Source organism: Streptomyces sp. NPDC097595 (assembly GCF_044761525.1).
Classification (GTDB): Bacteria; Actinomycetota; Actinomycetes; order Streptomycetales; family Streptomycetaceae; genus Streptomyces; species Streptomyces drozdowiczii_A.
Genome location: NZ_JBIWCN010000009.1, coordinates 243,182 through 263,255 on the forward strand (window position 1 = coordinate 243,182; position 20,074 = coordinate 263,255).

The following is a 20,074-nucleotide window of genomic DNA, read 5'->3' on the forward strand; positions in this document are numbered from 1 at the left end:
GCGGGTGGGGGCGTCGTTACGCGGGTACGCGGGCGACGACGTGGAGGTGGGCGCGGACCCAGGCGTTGAATGCCTCGGGGCGTTCCTGGTTGGCGAGGTGCCCGGCGCCGGAGAGGGTGACGTAGACGGATTTCTCCAGGCCCCCGGCGATGGCCTGGGACTCGGCGGTGCCGGTGACCGTGTCCTGTTCGCCGCAGAGCACGAGGGCCGGTGCGGTGATGGCGGCCAGGTCGTCGGTGAGGTCGGCGTCCGCCATGGCCTCGGCGGCGTATCCGTAGCCGGGGCCGCGGACGGACGCGGCCATGGTGGCGACGACGCGGGCGACGAGTTCGGGCGGCGCGCCGTCCGAGACGAGCCGGGGCCCTCGGGCGGCGGCGAACGCCTCGGGCCCTTCGGCGGCGAGCTGGGCCGCCCGGGCGCGCATGGCCTTCGCCCTGTCCGGGTCGGTGCCGGAGCCCCGGCTGGAGTCGGCGACGATCAGGGAGGCGACGAGGTCCGGGTGTCGGGTGGCGAGGCGCAGGGCGATGACGCCGCCCCAGGAGACGCCGAGGACGTGGGCGGGGCCGCCGCGTTCCCGGATGAGGGCGGCGGCGGTGTCCGCGTAGCCGTCGAGGCCGGGGGCGTGGTCGGGGTCGGCGGAGTCCGCGTAGCCGGGGGCGTCCCAGGCGACGACCCGTACCTGGTCGGCGAGGCCGTCGAGCTGGGGGGCGAAGGCGGCGGAGGAGGAGCCGATGCCGTGCAGGCAGAGCAGGAGCGGGGCGTCGGGGTCGCCGGCTTCGCGGGTGTGGATCGCGCCGGTCACAGGATCTGCCCCGCCCGTCCGACGACGGCGCCGAGGCTGCGGAGCACGGCGTGCGGGACGACCTGGCTGGTGGCGGGGTTGGCGGCGTCGGGGCGGTGGGCGACCTCGAAGCGGTAGCTGCCGTGCGGGCCCGCCGCCTCGATGACGTGCCGGGTGAGGGTGGCGTCCGGGTCGGCGACGACGACGACCTCGACCAGGTCCGGGTCGCCGGTGGCGAGGGCGACCGAGGCGGCGACGTTGGTCGACTTGGGGAACTTCACCGGGACGTCCCGGGCGGTGCCGCGCATGACCTCGACGGGTTCGGTGGCGGTGCGCAGCCGGGCCGTCAGCTCCTCGTCCATCCAGGGCTGGTGGAGGGTGGCGGGGAGCTTGGTGGTGGTGAGGGTGACGGAGCTGAGGGGGCCGAGTCCGCGCACGGCCTGGAGGAGGTCGAGGCCGCCGACGGCGCCCCCGGTGAAGTAGACGCGGCCGGGTCCGGCGGCGCGCAGGCGTGCGGTGAGTTCGGGGTCGACGAGGGCTCCGGTGGAGGCGATGAGCAGGTCGGCGCCGCTGGTGAGGACGCGCTCGGCCCATTCCCGTACGACGGCCTGGCCGGCGGCCTCGACCACGAGGTCGCAGACGGCGAGGGCGTCCTCGAAGGAGAGCTGGGGCGCGGGGGCGTCCACGAGGGGCCGGTTGTCGATGACGCAGGTGAGTTCGGCTCCGGGGACGCGCCCCTCGGCGAGGGCGGTGCCGACGACGCGTCCGATGGCGCCCCAGCCGACGAGGGCGACGCGGCGCACGGTGGGGCCGGGGCGGGCGGGGGTGTCCGGGCGGGGGTTGAGGACGGTGGTCACGCGGTCACCTCTTCCGGTGTGGTGGCGAGGGGTCCGGGGTCGGGGGTGCCGGCCATGTGGCGGCGGATTCCGGGGGACGGGGGTCCGGCGGTGCCCCAGAGGTCGGAGAGGTCGGGGGTGCGGCGCCAGACCTTGGCGATCCAGGCGTCCTCCACGATCTGGGCGACCTCGGAGGTGTATTCGCAGACGAGTCCGGCCGGGTCGGTGAAGTAGGAGAAGGTGTTGTTGCCGGGGCCGTGCCGGCCGGGCCCCCACTGCGGGGTGATGCCGTGGTGGCGGAGCCGGCCGAGGCCGCGCATGAAGTGGTCGACGGACGGCATCTCGTACGCGACGTGGTTGAGGGATGCCCACTCGGCCTGGTTGAAGGCGATGCAGTGGTGGTCGGCGTTGCAGCGCAGGAAGGCCATCTGGTGCTCGGACCAGTCGGAGACCCGCAGCCCGAGCACGGAGGTGTAGAAGGCGACGGCCGCGTCGATGTCCGTGGTGTTGAGGACGGTGTGGGTGACGCCGACGGGGACGGCGCCGTCCCGGCCGCGCGGGGTGACGGCGTGGGTCTGGGCGCTGAGTTCGATCAGCCGGCCCTCGGGGTCGGTGAAGCGGAGTCCGTAGCCGCCGCCGACCTGGTCGAGGGGGCCGGGTCCGGCGACGGGGACGATGCCACGGGCGAGGAGGCGGCGGGCGGCCTCGTCGATCTCGGCGGGGGTGGCGACGGCGAAGCTGATGCGGCCGAGGCCGTTGCGCTCGGCGCGGGTGAGGTGCAGGACGTGGTGCTCCTCGCCGGTGCCGCGCAGCCAGGTGGCGTCGGTGTCGCGCTCGACGGGTTCCAGGCCCCAGACCTCGGCGTAGAAGTCGGCGGACTCGGTGAGGGCGGGCGTGTGGAGTTCGACGGAGCGCAGGGCGCGGAGCCGGGCTATCGGCCGGTCGTGGGGGTGGTCGTGGGGCATGGGGTCCTCCCGCTCGGGTGGGTGGGGCGCGTGCGGTGTCAGTGGGCGGCGGCCCAGGGCAGCGGGGTGGTGTCGGTGGCCCAGTAGAGGGACTTCTGCCGCTGGTAGCCGCGGATGAGGTCGCGGCCCTTCTCGGTGCCGATGCCGCTGTCCTTCAGCCCGCCGAACGGGGTGGAGATGCTGAACTGCTTGTACGTGTTGATCCAGACGGTGCCCGCGTCGATGCGGCGGGCGAGGCGCCAGGCGCGGGCGTGGTCGCGGGTCCAGATGCCGCAGGCCAGCCCGTACACGCTGTCGTTGGCCTGGGCGACGAGGTCGTCCTCGTCCTCGAAGGGCAGGGCGACCAGGACCGGTCCGAAGATCTCCTCCCGGCAGACCCTGGCGGTGTTCGGCAGGCCGTCCAGGACGGTGGGCAGGTAGTAGGCGCCGTCCCGGTAGCGCTCGCCCTCGGGCGCCGCTCCCCCGCACCGGACGGTGGCGCCCTCCGCGCGGGCCAGGTCGACATGGGCGGCGACGCTGTCGCGGTGGCGGTGGTGGACCAGCGGGGCGACCTGGGTGTCCGGGTCGGTGCCGGGGCCGACGCGCAGCTTCTCCGTACGGGCGACGAGCTCGCCGAGGAACTCCTCGTAGCGGGAGCGGTGCACGAAGAGACGGGAACCGGCGATGCAGCTCTGGCCGCTGGACGAGAAGATCCCGTACATCACGCCGGCGAGGGCCTGTTCGAGGTCGGCGTCCTCCAGCACGATCGTCGGGGACTTGCCGCCGAGTTCGAGCGAGACCGGCATCAGCTTGTCGGCGGCCGCGTGGGCGAGGGTGCGGCCGGTCTCCGTACCGCCGGTGAAGGTGACCTTGCCGACGGCGGGGTGGCGGACGATCGCGTCGCCGATGACGCTGCCCCGGCCCGGCAGGACGGAGAGCAGGGCGGTCGGCAGTCCGGCCTCGGTGAGGGCCTGGTGGACCAGGCGGCCGAGCGCGAGGGCGACCAGCGGGGTCCACTCGGCGGGCTTGAGGAGGACGGCGTTGCCGGCGGCGAGGGCGGGGGCGAGCTTCTGGGCGTCGCTGGCGATCGGCGAGTTCCAGGGGGTGATCGCGCCGACGACGCCGATGGGTTCGTGGACGCTCATCGTGAGGTACGGGCCGCGGGCCGGGGTGAGTGCGTCCTCGGCGGTCTCCAGGGCGGCGGCGGTGTAGCGGAAGGTGCCGGCGGCGCTGAGCACGAGGGCCCGGGTCTCGGTGCGGCACTTGCCGGTGTCGGCGGTCTGGAGGGCGGAGAGCCGGTCGGCAGCCTGCTCGATCAGGTCGGCGACGCGGTGCAGCAGCCGGGCCCGGAGGTGGGCGGGCAGCTCGCGCCAGGCGGGGTCCCGGGCCGCCCGGGTGGCTGCGGCGGCGGCCTCCTCGACGTCGTCGAGGGACGCGGCGTGCACGGTGGCGATGACCTGGCCGGTGGCCGGGTCGGTGGTCTCGATGGGGGCGCCACGGCCCTGGCGCCACTGTCCTGCGACCAACACCTCGTCGGCAAGCATCGGTTGGCCTCCTGCGGTCGTGATCGGTTCGCGGTCCGGCCGGAGCCGGGTACCTCAGGGCTAAAAAGCTAAGCACTTAAGTAATTGCCCGCAAGCCCCCCTGGACAAAAAGCCCGGTCAAAAAGTCTTTTGCTCCCCGGCCCTTGACGGCCGCCACCCCCGGACCGATAGAACTTAAGCCCTAAGAAGCTAGGTGCTTACAGAGGTTCGTGGGCGATGTCACCGCCTCACGGGCACCGCGTACCGCTCCCCCACCCGTACGCTCGGCCCACCGCATCCTCTGCGAACACGTACACCTGGCTCCCCCAACCGCTCCGGGCCCCCCGCGGAGCAGGAGGAACCCTGGATGAGCACCGACATCTCACAGGACGCCGCGCCGGGCCCCTCGCCCGCCGGCACCACCCGCACCGCCATCGCGGCCCGGTTCGAGCGGCTGCCGCCCTCCCGCTGGCATGTCACCGTCCGCCTGATCGTGGGCGTGGTCACCTTCTTCGAGGCGTTCGACCAGCTGCTCATCGCCTACGCGCTGCCCGAGCTGCGGGACGAGTGGCACCTGAGCACCGGTGACGCCACGGCCGTCCTGACCGTCGGCTCGGTCGGGATGCTCGTCGGCGCCCTGCTCTCGGGGCGGCTGGCCGACCGCTACGGCCGGGTGAAGGTCATCGCGTACTGCGTCGCCGTGTCGGGCCTGGTGAGCCTGGCCCTCACCGCCTGCACCTCGCTCACCCCGTTCCTGGCACTCCGGTTCGTGCAGGGGCTCGCGATCGGCGGCGAGGTGCCGGTGGCGGCGGCGTTCATCAGCGAGATCACGCGCAGCTTCAAGCGGGGCCGCTTCGTCCTGCTGTACGAGCTGGTCTTCCCGGCGGGCCTCACCGTCGGCGCGCTGGTCGCCGCCTGGGTCGTCCCGGCGGCGGGCTGGCGCACGATGTTCGCGGTCGCCGCCGTCCCCGGCCTGCTGGCCTTCCTCGTGCAGCGGCGCGTCCCGGAGTCCCCGCGCTGGCTCGCGGACCGGGGGCGGCTCGCGGAGGCGGAAGCGGTGATGGCCGGGATCGAGGCGAAGGTGGCGGCCGCGACGGGCCGGCCGCTTCCGGCGCCGGGCGCCGCGAGCACCCCGGAGAAGGCGCCGGCCGCCGCGGCCACCGACGCGGAGCGGGCGGCGACCGGCCTGCGCGGCCTGTTCACCGGCCGCTACCGGCGCCGCACGCTGGTCGTCGGCGCGATCTGGTTCACCGGCTACTTCGTGAACTACGGCGTGACGTCCTGGCTGCCGAGCATCTACAAGGACGAGTACGGCCTCGGCCTCTCCGACGCCCTCCTCTACTCCACGGTGACCTCGGTCGCCGGTCTGCTCGGCTGTCTGATCGTCGCGCTCACGGTGGACGTCCTGGGCCGCCGCAAGGTCTTCGCGATCTGCCTCGGCGCCTCGGCGGCCCTGCTGCTCACCCTGGCCGCGCTGGGCGCCGGCTCCCCGGTCCAGGTGCTGATCTGGACCTCGCTGTCGGCGGTGGGCTTCTTCGGCTCCAACATCTGCCTGTACCTGTACACGCCGGAGCTGTACCCGACCCGGATGCGGGCGCTCGGGTGCAGCGTCGGCGGCGCGGTCAACCGCCTGGGCGTGATCCTCGGCCCGATCTTGGTCGGCGTCGTCTACGCGGCGAACGACAGCGTCGTCGCGGTCTTCGTGATGCTCGCCGCGGTGGCGGTGCTCGGCGCGGTGGTCGCCGGCACCCTGGCGGAGGAGACGGCGAACCGGCCCCTGGAGGAGATCTCGCCCTGACGGACGGGCGTGGGCGCGCGGAGGCGGCCGGGGAGACTAACGCCCCCCGGTCGCCTCCGTGCCGTTCGCGGACTCCTCCGCGATGCGTTCGTGGTGGCGGATGACCTCCGCGACGATGAAGTTGAGCAGCTTCTCGGCGAACGCCGGGTCGAGGTGGGCGCTCTCCGCGAGCTCGCGGAGACGGGTGATCTGGCGGGCCTCGCGGGCCGGGTCGGCCGGGGGGAGCTGGTGGGCGGCCTTGAGGTGGCCGACCTGCTGGGTGCACTTGAAGCGTTCGGCCAGCATGTGGACGACGGCGGCGTCGATGTTGTCGATGCTCTGGCGCAGCCGGTCGAGTTCGACGCGTACGGAGGCGTCGATGTCGTTCGTGGTCATGGGCAGCGAGCTTACGGGGCTACGAGGAGATCGTCGGCGGGTGTTCGGGGTCCGGGACGCGGTCGCTCCAGCCGCCCGGGACCGTACGCCCCTGCTGTTCGCGGAAGCGGACCGGGGCGATGCCGACGCGCCGCGCGAAGAGACGGGAGAAGTAGGCCGGGTCGTCGTAGCCGACGCGGCGGGCGACGGCCGCGACCGGCAGGTCGCTCGTGGCGAGGAGCTCCTTCGCGCGCCCGAGCCGGATGGTGAGGAGGTAGTCCTTCGGGCTGCACCCCGCGCCCCGGCGCACCGCCGTCCGCAGCTCGGCGGAGGTCATCCCGTGCCGGGCGGCGTGCTCGGCGACGGACAGCGGCTGGAAGGCGTCCCGGGCGAGCGCCTGGAGCACCGGGTCCCCGTCGGGGCCGACGTCGGCGCGGGCCCGGCGCAGGGCGACGAGGAGTTCGTGCACGGCGGCCCCGGTCTCCACCTCCAGGAGCGGGTTGCCGCGCCGGGCGGCCCGGACCATCCGGCCGATCGCGGCGCGCGGGGCCGCGGTGTCGGCGAGGGGCACCAGGGGGCGGTCGGGTTCGATGTAGCCGAGCTCGGTGTACGTGGCGGTGGCGGGCCCGGTGAAGTCGACGAAGCTCTCGTCCCAGCCGGTCGCGGGGTCGGCGCCGTAGTGGTGCGGGGTGCCCGGGGTCAGCCAGATGAGGCTGGGCGCGGTGACCGGGACCCGCCGCCCGTCCGGCCCGGCGAACCAGCCGCTGCCCGAGTGGACGACGACGGCCACATGGTGGTCCAGGGTGCGCGGCCCGACGGTCGGCAGGGTGCCGTGCTGGAGTCCGACGCCGAGGCAGACGAGGCCGAGGCGGTGGTGGAGCGGGCTGGGCGTGAAGAAGCGCATCCAGGTGTGGTACATGGGCTCCCTCTCGCCCGATCCGGGCAACTCGCGTCCAAACAGCCAAGATCTTTGTCCATGGACCGGCCGCACGCCAGGGCTGAGGCTGGACCGAGACATTCCGCGCATCAGGAGAACGGGCACCATGGCTGACTTCACCGTCGGGGACGACGGCTTCCGGATCGACGGGAAGCCCGTACGGCTGCTGTCCGGGGCCCTGCACTACTTCCGGGTGCACGAGGGCCAGTGGGACCACCGGCTCGCGATGCTGCGCGCGATGGGCCTGAACTGCGTGGAGACGTACGTCCCGTGGAATCTCCACGAGCCCCGGCCCGGCCGCTTCCGGGACACCGGGGCGCTGGGCCGCTTCCTGGACGCGGCGCACCGGGCCGGTCTGTGGGCGATCGTGCGCCCGGGCCCGTACATCTGCGCGGAGTGGGAGAACGGCGGACTGCCCGCCTGGGTGACCGGCCGGTTCGGGCGCCGGGTGCGGACCCGCGACGAGGGGTATCTCGACGCGGTCGGGGCCTGGTTCGCCGAGCTGCTGCCGCAGGTCGCGGAGCGGCAGATCGACCGCGGCGGCCCGGTGATCATGGTGCAGGCCGAGAACGAGTACGGGAGTTACGGCACCGACGCCGTCTATCTCCGCCGGGTGACCGAGCTGCTGCGCGCGTACGGGGTGGACGTGCCGCTGTTCACCTCGGACGGGCCGGAGGACCACATGCTCACCGGCGGCTCGGTGCCCGGTCTGCTCGCCACCGCCAACTTCGGTTCGGACGCCCGTGAGGCGTTCCGGGTGCTGCGCCGCCACCAGGCGTCGGGTCCGCTGATGTGCATGGAGTTCTGGTGCGGCTGGTTCGAGCACTGGGGCGCACCGCCGGTCGTACGCGATCCGGCGCAGGCGGCCGGTGCGCTGGCGGAGATCCTGGAGTGCGGGGCGTCGGTGAACGTCTACATGGCGCACGGCGGCACCAACTTCGCCGGCTGGGCGGGCGCGAACCGTTCCGGGCCGCTCCAGGATCAGGAGCTGCTGCCGACCGTGACGTCGTACGACTACGACGCGCCGGTGGACGAGTACGGCCGGGCCACCGAGAAGTTCCGGCTGTTCCGGAAGGTCCTCGCCGGGTACGCGGACGGGCCGCTGCCCCCGCTCCCGCCGGAGCCCGTCGGGCTCGCCGCCCCGGTCCGGGCGGAGCTGACCGAGTGGGCGCCGCTGCACACGGTGCTGGAGGCGCTGGGCGACGAGGAGGCGGCGGAGTCCGGGGTGCCGCCGACGTTCGAGGAGCTGGGGGTTGACCGCGGCCTGGTCCGCTACCGGGTCGCCGTGCCCGGTCCGCGCCGGCCGTACCCGCTCGATGTCTCGGGGCTGCGGGACCGGGCGGTGGTGTACGTGGACGGGGTGCGCCGGGGTGTCCTGAGCGAAGGGGCCTCCGCCCTGGAGGAGCCGGTGGCGGGGCCCGCCGAGGTGGAGCTGTGGGTGGAGTCGCTGGGCCGGGTCAATTACGGGCCGCGCCTGGGCGAGCCGAAGGGCATCACCGGGGGCGTGCTCCACGAGCGCCAGTATCTGCACGGGGTACGGGCGCGGGCGCTGCGGCTTGACGCGTTCGATGAGCCGGGCGCGGTGGCGGGCGTGCCGTTCGCGCCGGTCGACGGGGAGGGCGGGACGGGCCTGTACCGGGGCACGTTCGAGACGGCGGCCGGGGCGGACCACGCGGGGCTCGAACTCCCGGGCTGGACGCGGGGGTTCGTCTGGGTGAACGGCTTCTGCCTGGGCCGGTACTGGTCGGCGGGCCCGCAGCACACGCTGTACGTGCCGGGGCCGGTGCTGCGGGACGGGGTCAACGAGGTGTGGGTGCTGGAGACGGAGGGCGCGGGCGCGCCGTTCGTCCGGCTGGGCCCGGGGCTGCCGGTCCGTACCGGCGGCTGACAACCCCGGGGCGCGCTTCCGGGTCTACATTGGTGAGGAGTCGGGCCCGGAGCGAGGAGCGGGGGTACGGACGTGCCGGACAGCCCCCGCCGCAGCCCGGTCGCGCACGGGTTCCCGCATCTGGACACGGTCCGCTCGGCGATCACCGCGCTGTACCGGAGGCTGTCGGCCGACGGGATCCAGCGGTTCGCGACGAGCCTCGCCCCGGTCGACGCCGCGTTCGCCGACGCGGACGATCTGCACCTGGGCGCGCAGCGGGTGGCGCGGGCGATGGTGCACCACTACCGGCTGCCGGACGCCCGGGTGATCGTGGCGTTCCGGTCGATGGAGCACGCGGGCAGCGTCGAACTCGCGGCGGGGCCGGAGTACTTCGTGGAGCTGAACGACCGCTTCCGCACCCATCGCCGGGACACCGGGGCGGCCCTCTCGCACGAGGTCGCGCATGTGCTGCTGCACCGGCTGGGCCTGGAGTTCCCCGGCACCCGCGACAACGAGATCCTGACCGACACGGCGGCGGCGTACCTGGGCGCGGGGTGGCTGCTCCTCGACGCGTTCCGCGAGGACGCGACGTCCAGCCAGAAGCTGGGGTACCTGACGCCGGAGGAGTTCGGGTACGTGCTGGCCAAGCGGGCGCTGGTGTTCGGCGAGGACCCCTCGCCGTGGTTCACCAGTCCGCAGGCGTACACCGCGTACGAGGAGGGGCGGTCGCGGGCGCTGCGCGATGCGGGGCAGCCGCCGCTGACGGCCGCGGGGTGGGCGGGGCGCCGGCGGTACGCGCGGGACCGGCGGGCCGCGTCCGGGGGGCCCGAGGGGTCGTACGCCTTCGAGGCGGGCGGGGACGGGTTGCGCGTGGCGTTCCCGTGCCCGGTCTGCCATCAGCGGAACCGGGTCCCGGTGCGGGGGCGGGTACGGGTGCGGTGCGCGCTGTGTCGCGCGGTGCTGGATTGCACGACGTGACCGGTCAATCGCCGGAGGAAATCAAGCCCCTCCGGCGATTGAGGAGCGGGGGTCCGGGGGCAGCGCCCCCGGGGTGTTACGCGGCGCGGCGGCTGCGCTGCGCGGTGCCCCTGGAGGCACCGGCGCTGCGGGACGCACCTGCGCTGCGGGACGCACCGGCCCCCCGGCCCCGGCCGCGGCTGCCCGAGCGAGTGCCCGTACCTGCCGGCCGCGTACGCGGCTTGGGCTGCGTCGGCTGCGGGACCTCTATGACCACCGCGACGCCGGACGGTTCGCGGGCGCCCGTGATGCGGGTCAGCTCCTCGTCACTGGAGCGGATGCGCGTGGTGCGCGGGTCGATGCCCGCGTCGCGCATCAGACGGGTCATGTCGCGCTTCTCGTCGGGCAGGACGAGGGTGACGACACTGCCGGACTCACCGGCACGGGCCGTGCGGCCGCCCCGGTGGAGGTAGTCCTTGTGGTCGGTCGGCGGGTCCACGTTGACCACGAGGTCGAGGTCGTCCACGTGGATGCCCCGGGCCGCCACGTTCGTCGCGACGAGAGCCGTGACCTGGCCGTTCTTGAACTGGTCCAGGGTCCGGTTGCGCTGCGGCTGCGAGCGCCCGCCGTGCAGCGCGGCAGCGCGTACCCCACTGGCGAGGAGCCGCTTGGCGAAGCGGTCCGCGGCACGCTTGGTGTCCACGAACATGATCACGCGACCCTCGCGGGCGGCGATCCGGGTCGCGACGGCCTTCTTGTCGGTCTCGTCCAGGACATGGAGGACGTGGTGCTCCATGGTGGTGACCGCACCGGCGGACGGGTCGACGGAGTGCACGACGGGGTCGGTCAGGAACATCTTGACCAGGCGGTCGATGTTCTTGTCCAGGGTCGCCGAGAACAGCATCCGCTGGCCGCCCGCCTCGACCTGCCTGAGCAGGGCGGTGACCTGGGGCATGAAGCCCATGTCGGCCATCTGGTCGGCCTCGTCCAGGACGGTGATGGCGACCTGGTCCAGTCGGCAGTCGCCGCGCTCGATGAGGTCCTTGAGCCGGCCCGGGGTCGCGACCAGCACCTCGGCGCCGCGCCGCAGCGTGGCGGACTGCCGGGTGATCGACATGCCGCCGACGACCGTGGCCAGGCGCAGGTTGACCGAGGTGGCGTACGGCGTCAGCGCGTCGGTGACCTGCTGGGCGAGCTCGCGGGTCGGGACGAGGACGAGGGCCAGGGGGGCCTTCGGCTCGGCGCGGCGGCCGGAGGTGCGGGCCAGCAGCGCGAGCCCGAAGGCGAGGGTCTTGCCGGAGCCGGTGCGGCCCCGGCCGAGGATGTCACGGCCGGCCAGCGAGTTGGGCAGTGTGGCGCCCTGGATCGGGAACGGCTCGGTCACGCCCTGCGCGGCAAGGGTCTTCAGCAGGGCGGCGGGCATGTCCAGCTCGGCGAACGCCTCGACGGCGGGCAGTGCGGGGGTGATGGTCTCGGGCAGCGCGAATTCGCCCTGCGGCGGCGTGGCCCTGCGACGGGGCGACGCCTTTCCGGTTCCCTTGCCGGAACCCTGTGCGGTTGCCTGTGCCCGGTCCGTGCCGCGCGCCCTGGACGGGCGGTTGCGGGCGGGACGGTCCTGGCGTTCGGAGCGGGTCATATCGGGATTGTCCTCCTGGGACAGCACGAGCCGGGGCCCGCACCTTGACGGTGCGGGCCCCGGCTGCGAGGTACGCGTCCGGCGATAATTAGGCCGGGACGATGTTCTCCGCCTGCGGGCCCTTCTGGCCCTGCGTGACGTCGAAGCTGACCTTCTGGCCCTCGACGAGCTCACGGAAGCCCTGGGCGTTGATGTTCGAGTAGTGGGCGAAGACGTCGGCGCCGCCGCCGTCCTGCTCGATGAAGCCGAAGCCCTTTTCAGAGTTGAACCACTTCACGGTTCCAGTAGCCATGTCGATCTCCTAAGGAGGTGCAGTGCCGGAAATTCGCACTTTACGAATTCCAAGTCGCCGCATTGAGCCCCATCCGGAGAAAGCCGGAAAACAATAAAGCGCCTGACGAAGCATTCCCGTCAGGCGCACATAAAGTTCATGGGTACCAAAACTGCAACGCCACCACCGTAGCACGACCCGGCGGCGGATGTCGGGAGGCGGTCCGATCAGCCGTCGTTGCCCCTGCGGATCGTGCGCAGCGGGCGGCCCGGGCGCCAGGTGCTGATGACCATGGTGTCGCCGCCCTCCAGGCCGACCCGCACCACCTCGGTGGGCCGGACGCGGAACAGGTGGAAGGGCTCGGGCGGGGTGCGCCCCTCGACGAAGCGGGCGAGGACGGCGGGGTCGGTCACCTCGACGGCGTGCCCGGAGATCCGGACGTCCCCGTCGGCCAGCTCGGCGTCGGGCCCGGGGTTGGCGTGCACGCTGAAGCGGGGGTCGCGGCGCAGATCGAGGGCCTTGCGGGAGTTCGGCATCATGCCGAGGTGCGGCTCGTCCTCCCAGAAGTCCACCTCCAGGCCGGTGAGCCGGGGCGATCCGTCCTTGCGGAGGGTGGCGAGGACATGGTGCTTGTACTGCGCGAACCTCCGTCGCACGGTGTCGGCGAAGTCGGGTTCGGCGGTGCGGAAGTCGGTCCAGGTGCTGGTGGTCATGGACTCATGGAACCGGAGAATCCCGTCATCCCCTGTCCGGTATTCCGGTCTGACACGATGAGCGCATGCGGAATGATCACTTCACGGAGCGCTCGCGTGCCCTGGTGCGGCGGCTGCATCCCCTGGACTGGCTGGCCGGAGGGCTGCTCCTGCTCGGGGTGATCGCCGCGGCGACCGGGCTGCTGCCTTCCGGTCCCGCCGAGGACCAGCTGCGGCGCATCGGGCCGCTGCTCGCGTTCCTGGCGACGGTGATCGTGCTGGCGGAGCTGGCGGGCCGGGCCCAGGTCTTCGACGTGGTCGCGGCGTGGGTGGCGCGGGCCGGGCGGGGGCGCTATCCGCTGCTGTTCGGGCTGTGCGTGGCGTTCGCCTCGCTGACCACGATCACCCTGAATCTGGACACGACGGCCGTGCTGCTCACCCCGGTGATGCTGGCGCTGGCCGGGCGGGTGGGCATCGCGGCGGTGCCGCTGGCGATGACGACGGTGTGGCTGGCCAACACGGCGAGCCTGCTGCTCCCCGTATCGAATCTGACCAATCTGCTGGCGGCGGACCGGGTGGCGCTGTCCCCGGCCGGTCTGGCCGGGGTGATGTGGCTGCCGCAGCTGGCCGCGATCGGGATGACGGCGCTGTGCCTGTGGGTCTTCTACTGGCGCCGGGGCCGGCGCGGCGCCGACTCGTACACCCCGCCGCCCGTGCCCTCGCCCGACGACCGGGTGCTGCTGGGGGTCTGCTCGGTGGCGTGCGCCGGGTTCCTGCTGGCGATCCTGGTGGTGGACGTGCCGCTGTGGTCGGCCTCGCTGGTGGCGATGGTCGTCGTGGTGGCGGCGTACGCGGTGCGGCGGCGCGAGGAGCTGCGGCTCTCGCTGGTCCCGTGGCGGCTGCTGGTCCTGGTGCCGGGGATGTTCCTGGTGGTGGAGACGGTCAACGCGCACGGGCTGCACGAGGTGCTGGTGCGGGCGCTCGGCTCGGACGACGGCCTCGCGGGCATGCTGCGCACCGCCGGGGTGGGCGCCGGGCTCGCCAACGTACTGAACAACCTTCCGGCGTACGTGGCGGGCGAGGCGGTCGTCCCGGCGGACAACCACCACCAGCTGCTGGCCCTGCTCATCGGGGTCAACGCGGGCCCGCTGGTCACCCCGTGGGGGTCGCTGGCGACGCTGCTGTGGTTCGAGCGGTGCCGGTTCCAGGGGACGCGGATCGGCGTACGGCGCTTCGCGCTGACCGGCCTGGTCCTCGCGGTCACGGCGACGGCGGCGGCGACCTGCGCGCTGGCGCTGACCGTCTGAGCCCCCGGCGCCACCTGTCCCCGGACGCGCCACGGCGCCTGCCGATTCGTCCGGTCGGGGACGGGCAGGCGCCGCGTTCAGTTCCGCACGCCGTTGTGCGGGACGTCTGTGTGCCGTATCAGACCGTCAGGGAACGGTCCGTCGGGCGGATCGGGGCCGGCAGGGCGCTGGCTCCGGTCAGGAAGCGGTCCACTCCGCGCGCCGCGGAGCGGCCCTCGGCGATGGCCCACACGATGAGGGACTGGCCGCGGCCCGCGTCACCGGCGACGAAGACGCCGTCGACGTTGGTCGCGTAGTCCGCGTCGCGGGCGATGTTGCCGCGCTCGTCGAGCTCCAGACCGAACTGCTGGACCAGGCCGTTGGCCTGGTCGGTGCCGGTGAAGCCCATCGCGAGCGTGACCAGCTGCGCGGGGATGACCCGCTCGGTGCCGGGCTTCTGCTCCAGCTTACCGTCCTTGAACTCCACCTCGATCAGGTGGAGGGCCTGGACGTTGCCGTCCTCGTCGCCCTCGAAGTGGGTGGTCGAGACGGAGTAGACCCGCTCGCCGCCCTCCTCGTGCGCGGAGGTGACCTTGTAGAGCATGGGGAAGGTCGGCCAGGGCTGGTTGGTGTTCCGCTCCTCGCCCGGCTTCGGCATGATCTCCAGCTGGGTGACGGACAGGGCGCCCTGGCGGTGCGCGGTGCCGACGCAGTCGGCGCCGGTGTCGCCGCCGCCGATGACGACGACGTGCTTGCCCTCGGCGGTGATCGGGGAGACCGTCAGGTCGCCCTCCTGCACCTTGTTGGCGAGCGGCAGGTACTCCATCGCGAAGTGCACACCGTTCAGCTCCCGGCCCGGGACGGGCAGGTCGCGCGAGACGGTGGCACCGGCGGCGATGACCACGGCGTCGTAGCGGCGGCGCAGCTTCGCGGCGTCGATGTCCCGGCCGATCTCGGTCTCGGTGCGGAACTTGGTGCCCTCCGCGCGCATCTGCTCGATGCGGCGGTTGATGTGCGACTTCTCCATCTTGAACTCGGGGATGCCGTACCGGAGGAGGCCCCCGATGCGGTCCGCGCGCTCGTAGACGGCGACCGTGTGACCGGCCCGGGTCAGCTGCTGGGCGGCGGCGAGGCCGGCCGGACCCGAGCCGATGACGGCGACGGTCTTGCCGGAGAGGCGCTCGGGCGGCTGCGGGGTCACGTCGCCGCGGTCCCACGCCTGGTCGATGATCGAGACCTCGACGTTCTTGATGGTGACGGCCGGCTGGTTGATGCCGAGCACACACGCCGACTCGCACGGGGCGGGGCAGAGCCGCCCGGTGAACTCCGGGAAGTTGTTCGTGGCGTGCAGCCGCTCGGACGCGGCGGTCCAGTCCTCGCGGTAGGCGTAGTCGTTCCACTCGGGGATGAGGTTTCCGAGCGGGCAGCCGTTGTGGCAGAACGGGATGCCGCAGTCCATGCAGCGGCCGGCCTGCTTGCTGATGATCGGGAGCAGCGAGCCGGGGACGTAGACCTCGTTCCAGTCCTTGACGCGCTCACCGGCCGGGCGGGTCTGCGCGACCTCGCGGCCGGTGGTCAGGAAGCCCTTGGGGTCAGCCATTGGTCGCCGCCTCCATCATCTTCTCGGTGGTCTCCTGCTCGGAGAGACCGGCGAGCTCAGCGGCGTCCTTGGCGGCGAGCACTGCCTTGTAGGTGGACGGGATGATCTTGCTGAAGCGGGCCACGGCGGTGTCCCACTCGGCGAGGAGCTTCTCGGCGACGGTGGAGCCGGTCTCCTCCTGGTGGCGGCGCACGACGTCGTGCAGCCACTGCTTGTCGGTGTCGGTCAGCTCCTCGACCGCGCCGAGGTTGCCGGCGTTGACGTTGTCGCGGTCGAGGTCGATGACGTACGCGACACCGCCGGACATGCCGGCCGCGAAGTTGCGCCCGGTCTCGCCGAGCACCACGGCGTGGCCGCCGGTCATGTACTCGCAGCCGTGGTCGCCCACGCCCTCGGAGACGACGGTGGCGCCGGAGTTGCGGACGCAGAACCGCTCGCCGGTGCGGCCGCGGAGGAACAGTTCGCCGCCGGTGGCGCCGTAGGCGATGGTGTTGCCCGCGATGGTGGAGTACTCGGCGAGGTGGTCGGCGCCGCGGTCGGGGCGGACGACGACGCGGCCGCCGGACAGGCCCTTGCCGACGTAGTCGTTGGCGTCGCCCTCCAGGCGCAGCGTGACACCGCTGGGCAGGAAGGCGCCGAAGGACTGGCCCGCGGAGCCGGTGAAGGTGATGTCGATGGTGTCCTGGGGCAGGCCCGCACCGCCGAACTTCTTCGTGACCTCGTGGCCGAGCATCGTGCCGACGGTCCGGTTGATGTTCCGGATCGCGATCTGCGCGCGGACCGGCTGGGCGGTCTCGGGGCTGTCGGCCTTGAGGGCGTCGGCGGCGAGCTTGATCAGCTCGTTGTCGAGGGCCTTGTCGAGGGCGTGGTCCTGCTCGGTGTTCCGGTACCGGACCGCGCCTTCGGGCAGCTCGGGGACGTAGAACAGCGGGGCGAGGTCCAGGCCCTGCGCCTTCCAGTGCGTGACGGCGCGGTCGGTGTCCAGCAGCTCGGCGTGGCCGACGGCCTCCTCGATCGTGCGGAAGCCGAGCTCGGCGAGGAGCTCGCGGACCTCCTGCGCGATGAACTCGAAGAAGTTGACGACGTACTCGGCCTTGCCGGAGAAGCGGTCGCGCAGCACCGGGTTCTGGGTGGCGATGCCGACGGGGCAGGTGTCGAGGTGGCAGACGCGCATCATGACGCAGCCGGAGACGACGAGCGGCGCGGTCGCGAAACCGAACTCCTCGGCGCCGAGCAGCGCGGCGATGACGACGTCGCGGCCGGTCTTGAGCTGGCCGTCGGTCTGGACGACGATGCGGTCGCGCAGGCCGTTGAGCAGCAGGGTCTGCTGGGTCTCGGCGAGGCCGAGCTCCCAGGGGCCGCCCGCGTGCTTGAGGCTCGTCAGCGGGGACGCGCCCGTGCCGCCGTCGTGGCCGGAGATGAGGACCACGTCCGCGTGCGCCTTGGAGACGCCCGCCGCGACCGTGCCGACGCCGACCTCGGAGACCAGCTTCACGTGGATGCGGGCCTGCGGGTTGGCGTTCTTGAGGTCGTGGATCAGCTGAGCCAGGTCCTCGATGGAGTAGATGTCGTGGTGCGGCGGCGGGGAGATCAGGCCGACGCCCGGGGTGGAGTGCCGGGTCTTGGCGACCCACGGGTAGACCTTGTGGCCGGGCAGCTGGCCGCCCTCGCCGGGCTTGGCGCCCTGGGCCATCTTGATCTGGATGTCGTCCGCGTTGACCAGGTACTCGCTGGTGACACCGAAGCGGCCGGAGGCGACCTGCTTGATGGACGAGCGGCGGGCCGGGTCGTAGAGCCGGTCGGCGTCCTCGCCGCCCTCACCGGTGTTGGACTTGCCGCCCAGCTGGTTCATCGCGATGGCGAGGGTCTCGTGGGCCTCGCGCGAGATGGAGCCGTAGGACATGGCACCGGTGGAGAACCGCTTGACGATCTCCGAGGCGGGCTCGACCTCGTCGATGTCGATCGAGGGGCGGTCCGAGGTGAAGCCGAACAGGCCGCGGAGCGTCATCAGCCGCTCGGACTGCTCGTTCACCCGGTCCGTGTACTTCTTGAAGATGTCGTACCGGCGGTTGCGGGTGGCGTGCTGGAGGCGGAAGACCGTCTCCGGGTCGAACAGGTGCGGCTCGCCCTCGCGGCGCCACTGGTACTCGCCGCCGATCTCCAGCGCGCGGTGCGAGGCGGAGATGCCGGAGGCCGGGTAGCCCTTGGTGTGCCGGGCGGCGACCTCCTTGGCGACGACGTCGAGACCGGCGCCGCCGATCTTGGTGGCGGTGCCGTTGAAGTAGCGGTCCACGAAGGACTGGTCGAGGCCGACCGCCTCGAAGACCTGGGCGCCGCGGTAGGAGGCGACCGTGGAGATGCCCATCTTGGACATGACCTTCAGGACGCCCTTGCCCAGCGCGTAGATCAGGTTGCGGATGGCGTCCTCGGCCTCGATGCCCTCGATGAAGGTGCCGGCCCGGACCAGGTCCTCGACGGACTCCATGGCGAGGTACGGGTTGACCGCGGCGGCGCCGTAGCCGATCAGCAGCGCGACGTGGTGGACCTCGCGGACGTCACCGGCCTCGACCAGCAGGCCCACCTGGGTGCGCTGCTTGGTGCGGATGAGGTGGTGGTGGACGGCGGAGGTGAGCAGCAGCGAGGGGATCGGCGCGTGCTCGGCGTCGGAGTGCCGGTCGGAGAGGACGATCAGGCGGGCGCCGTCCTCGATGGCGGCGTCGACCTCGGTGCAGATCTCCTCGATCCGGGCGGCCAGCGCGTCGCCGCCGCCGTGCACCCGGTAGAGGCCGGAGAGCGTGGCGGCCTTCATGCCCGGCATGTCGCCGTCGGCGTTGATGTGTATGAGCTTGGCCAGCTCGTCGTTGTCGATCACCGGGAAGGGCAGCGCGACGCTGCGGCAGGACGCGGCGCCCGGCTCCAGGAGGTTGCCCGAGGGGCCGAGGACGGAGCGCAGCGAGGTGACGAGCTCCTCGCGGATGGCGTCCAGCGGCGGGTTGGTGACCTGCGCGAACAGCTGGGTGAAGTAGTCGAACAGCAGCCGGGGCCGGGCCGAGAGCGCGGCGATCGGCGAGTCGGTGCCCATGGAGCCCAGGGGCTCGCCGCCGGTGCGGGCCATCGGGGCGAGGATGACGCGCAGCTCCTCCTCGGTGTACCCGAAGGTCTGCTGGCGGCGGGTGACGGAGGCGTGCGTGTGGACGATGTGCTCCCGCTCGGGGAGGTCCTCCAGCTCGATCTCGCCGCTCTCCAGCCACTCCTGGTAGGGGTGCTCGGCGGCGAGGGACGCCTTGATCTCGTCGTCCTCGATGATGCGGTGCTCGGCGGTGTCCACGAGGAACATGCGGCCGGGCTGGAGGCGGCCCTTGCGGACGACCTTGGCGGGGTCGATGTCCAGGACGCCGACCTCGGAGGACAGCACGACGAGGCCGTCGTCGGTGACCCAGTAGCGGCCGGGGCGCAGACCGTTGCGGTCGAGGACCGCGCCGACCTGGACGCCGTCGGTGAAGGTGACGCAGGCCGGGCCGTCCCAGGGCTCCATCATCGCGGAGTGGTACTGGTAGAACGCGCGGCGGGCCGGGTCCATCGAGTCGTGGTTCTCCCACGCCTCGGGGACCATCATCAGCACCGAGTGCGGCAGCGAGCGGCCGCCGAGGTGGAGCAGTTCCAGGACCTCGTCGAAGGACGCGGAGTCGGAGGCGTCCGGGGTGCAGACGGGGAAGATCCGGTCGAGCGGCGCGTCACCGAAGAGGCCGGAGGCGAGCTGGGACTCGCGGGCCTTCATCCAGTTCCGGTTGCCCTTGACCGTGTTGATCTCGCCGTTGTGGGCGACGAAGCGGTACGGGTGGGCGAGCGGCCAGCTCGGGAAGGTGTTGGTCGAGAAGCGCGAGTGGACCAGGGCGACCGCGGTGGCGAACCGGGGGTCGGAGAGGTCCGGGAAGAAGGGCTCCAGCTGACCGGTGGTGAGCATGCCCTTGTAGACGATGGTGCGGGCGGAGAGCGACGGGAAGTAGACCCCGGCCTCGCGCTCGGCGCGCTTGCGCAGCAGGAACGCCTTGCGGTCCAGTGCGATGCCGGTGCTCTCGCCGTCCGAGACGAAGAGCTGGCGGAATTCGGGCATCGTGGCGCGGGCGCCGTTGCCGAGGATGTCCGGGGTGACCGGGACCTCGCGCCAGCCGAGGACCGTGAGGCCCTCCTCGCCGGCGATCTTCTCCAGCTCGCGGACGGCGCCGGTGGAGTCGTCGGCGGGCAGGAAGGCGATGCCGACGGCGTAGCCGCCGGCCTCCGGGAGCGCGAAGGGGACCTCGGCGCGCAGGAACGTGTCCGGGACCTGGAGCAGGATGCCGGCACCGTCACCGGAGTCGGGCTCCGATCCGGTGGCACCGCGGTGTTCGAGGTTGCGGAGCACGGTCAGAGCCTGCTCGACCATCTCGTGGCCGGGCACACCGGTCAGAGTGGCTACGAACCCCACGCCACAGGCGTCGTGCTCGTTGCGGGGGTCGTACATCCCCTGGGGGGCGGGGCGACCGTCCATGGGCGACCAGGCGTCGGTGCGCATCGGCTCTCCCGTCGTCGTCGTGGCATATGCAGTGCCGAGG

The 20,074-nt window shown here is 72.7% G+C and carries 15 protein-coding genes; 4 read left to right on the forward strand and 11 right to left on the reverse strand.

What is annotated here, in order from left to right; all coding sequences use genetic code 11:
• Nucleotides 1-16: 16 nt before the first annotated feature.
• Genes ACIQZN_RS16755 through ACIQZN_RS16770 form a run of 4 tightly spaced genes read right to left on the reverse strand, consistent with a single transcriptional unit; the run spans nucleotide 17 to nucleotide 4,105 of the window.
• On the reverse strand, nucleotides 17-802 hold the full coding sequence (locus tag ACIQZN_RS16755; RefSeq protein ID WP_403993595.1) for an alpha/beta fold hydrolase: 786 nt from the start codon (nucleotides 800-802) through the stop codon (nucleotides 17-19).
• Nucleotides 799-1,638, reverse strand: a complete 840-nt coding sequence (locus tag ACIQZN_RS16760) for an aspartate dehydrogenase domain-containing protein (protein ID WP_403993598.1) — start codon at nucleotides 1,636-1,638, stop codon at nucleotides 799-801. Before ACIQZN_RS16760 ends, ACIQZN_RS16755 begins: the two co-directional genes overlap by 4 nt.
• On the reverse strand, nucleotides 1,635-2,582 hold the full coding sequence (locus tag ACIQZN_RS16765; protein ID WP_403993601.1) for a VOC family protein: 948 nt from the start codon (nucleotides 2,580-2,582) through the stop codon (nucleotides 1,635-1,637). The genes ACIQZN_RS16760 and ACIQZN_RS16765 overlap by 4 nt, the downstream gene beginning before the upstream one ends.
• A 38-nt stretch (nucleotides 2,583-2,620) precedes the next feature.
• Complete coding sequence (locus ACIQZN_RS16770) at nucleotides 2,621-4,105, reverse strand: aldehyde dehydrogenase (protein ID WP_403993604.1); 1,485 nt, start codon at nucleotides 4,103-4,105, stop codon at nucleotides 2,621-2,623.
• Between the two features lie 346 nt (nucleotides 4,106-4,451).
• Between ACIQZN_RS16770 and ACIQZN_RS16775 the strand changes: the two genes are divergently transcribed.
• Nucleotides 4,452-5,882, forward strand: coding sequence for an MFS transporter (locus ACIQZN_RS16775; protein ID WP_403993607.1), 1,431 nt, complete (start codon nucleotides 4,452-4,454; stop codon nucleotides 5,880-5,882).
• Between the two features lie 36 nt (nucleotides 5,883-5,918).
• Here ACIQZN_RS16775 and ACIQZN_RS16780 read toward each other — a convergent pair whose 3' ends face one another.
• A complete protein-coding gene (locus ACIQZN_RS16780) occupies nucleotides 5,919-6,257 on the reverse strand; it encodes a chorismate mutase (protein WP_018104524.1) in 339 nt (112 codons plus the stop codon).
• Between the two features lie 19 nt (nucleotides 6,258-6,276).
• Entirely contained in the window at nucleotides 6,277-7,155 is an 879-nt protein-coding gene (locus ACIQZN_RS16785) for an AraC family transcriptional regulator (protein WP_073968255.1), read from the reverse strand.
• Between the two features lie 124 nt (nucleotides 7,156-7,279).
• Between ACIQZN_RS16785 and ACIQZN_RS16790 the strand changes: the two genes are divergently transcribed.
• Nucleotides 7,280-9,061, forward strand: a complete 1,782-nt coding sequence (locus ACIQZN_RS16790) for a glycoside hydrolase family 35 protein (protein WP_403993611.1) — start codon at nucleotides 7,280-7,282, stop codon at nucleotides 9,059-9,061.
• 72 nt (nucleotides 9,062-9,133) lie between these two features.
• Nucleotides 9,134-10,018 (forward strand): hypothetical protein, encoded by an 885-nt coding sequence (locus ACIQZN_RS16795; RefSeq protein WP_403993614.1) that lies wholly within the window; start codon nucleotides 9,134-9,136, stop codon nucleotides 10,016-10,018.
• A 76-nt stretch (nucleotides 10,019-10,094) separates the two neighbouring features.
• Here ACIQZN_RS16795 and ACIQZN_RS16800 read toward each other — a convergent pair whose 3' ends face one another.
• The 3 genes from ACIQZN_RS16800 to ACIQZN_RS16810 all read right to left on the reverse strand — a co-directional run bounded on the left by ACIQZN_RS16800 (nucleotide 10,095) and on the right by ACIQZN_RS16810 (nucleotide 12,617).
• On the reverse strand, nucleotides 10,095-11,633 hold the full coding sequence (locus ACIQZN_RS16800; protein WP_403993617.1) for a DEAD/DEAH box helicase: 1,539 nt from the start codon (nucleotides 11,631-11,633) through the stop codon (nucleotides 10,095-10,097).
• A gap of 88 nt (nucleotides 11,634-11,721) precedes the next feature.
• On the reverse strand, nucleotides 11,722-11,925 hold the full coding sequence (locus ACIQZN_RS16805) for a cold-shock protein (protein WP_018104519.1): 204 nt from the start codon (nucleotides 11,923-11,925) through the stop codon (nucleotides 11,722-11,724).
• 206 nt (nucleotides 11,926-12,131) lie between these two features.
• Entirely contained in the window at nucleotides 12,132-12,617 is a 486-nt protein-coding gene (locus ACIQZN_RS16810) for a pyridoxamine 5'-phosphate oxidase family protein (RefSeq protein WP_403993621.1), read from the reverse strand.
• Nucleotides 12,618-12,682: 65 nt separating this feature from the next.
• Between ACIQZN_RS16810 and ACIQZN_RS16815 the strand changes: the two genes are divergently transcribed.
• Nucleotides 12,683-13,903, forward strand: coding sequence for an SLC13 family permease (locus ACIQZN_RS16815; protein ID WP_403993624.1), 1,221 nt, complete (start codon nucleotides 12,683-12,685; stop codon nucleotides 13,901-13,903).
• 118 nt (nucleotides 13,904-14,021) lie between these two features.
• On the opposite strand, the gene ACIQZN_RS16820 is transcribed toward ACIQZN_RS16815, so the two are convergent.
• Nucleotides 14,022-15,482 carry a glutamate synthase subunit beta gene (locus ACIQZN_RS16820; RefSeq protein ID WP_403993627.1) on the reverse strand — a complete coding sequence of 487 codons (1,461 nt, stop codon included), beginning with the start codon at nucleotides 15,480-15,482 and terminating at the stop codon, nucleotides 14,022-14,024.
• Nucleotides 15,475-20,034 (reverse strand): glutamate synthase large subunit, encoded by a 4,560-nt coding sequence (gltB, locus tag ACIQZN_RS16825; RefSeq protein ID WP_403993630.1) that lies wholly within the window; start codon nucleotides 20,032-20,034, stop codon nucleotides 15,475-15,477. The genes ACIQZN_RS16820 and gltB overlap by 8 nt, the downstream gene beginning before the upstream one ends.
• Nucleotides 20,035-20,074: the final 40 nt, after the last annotated feature.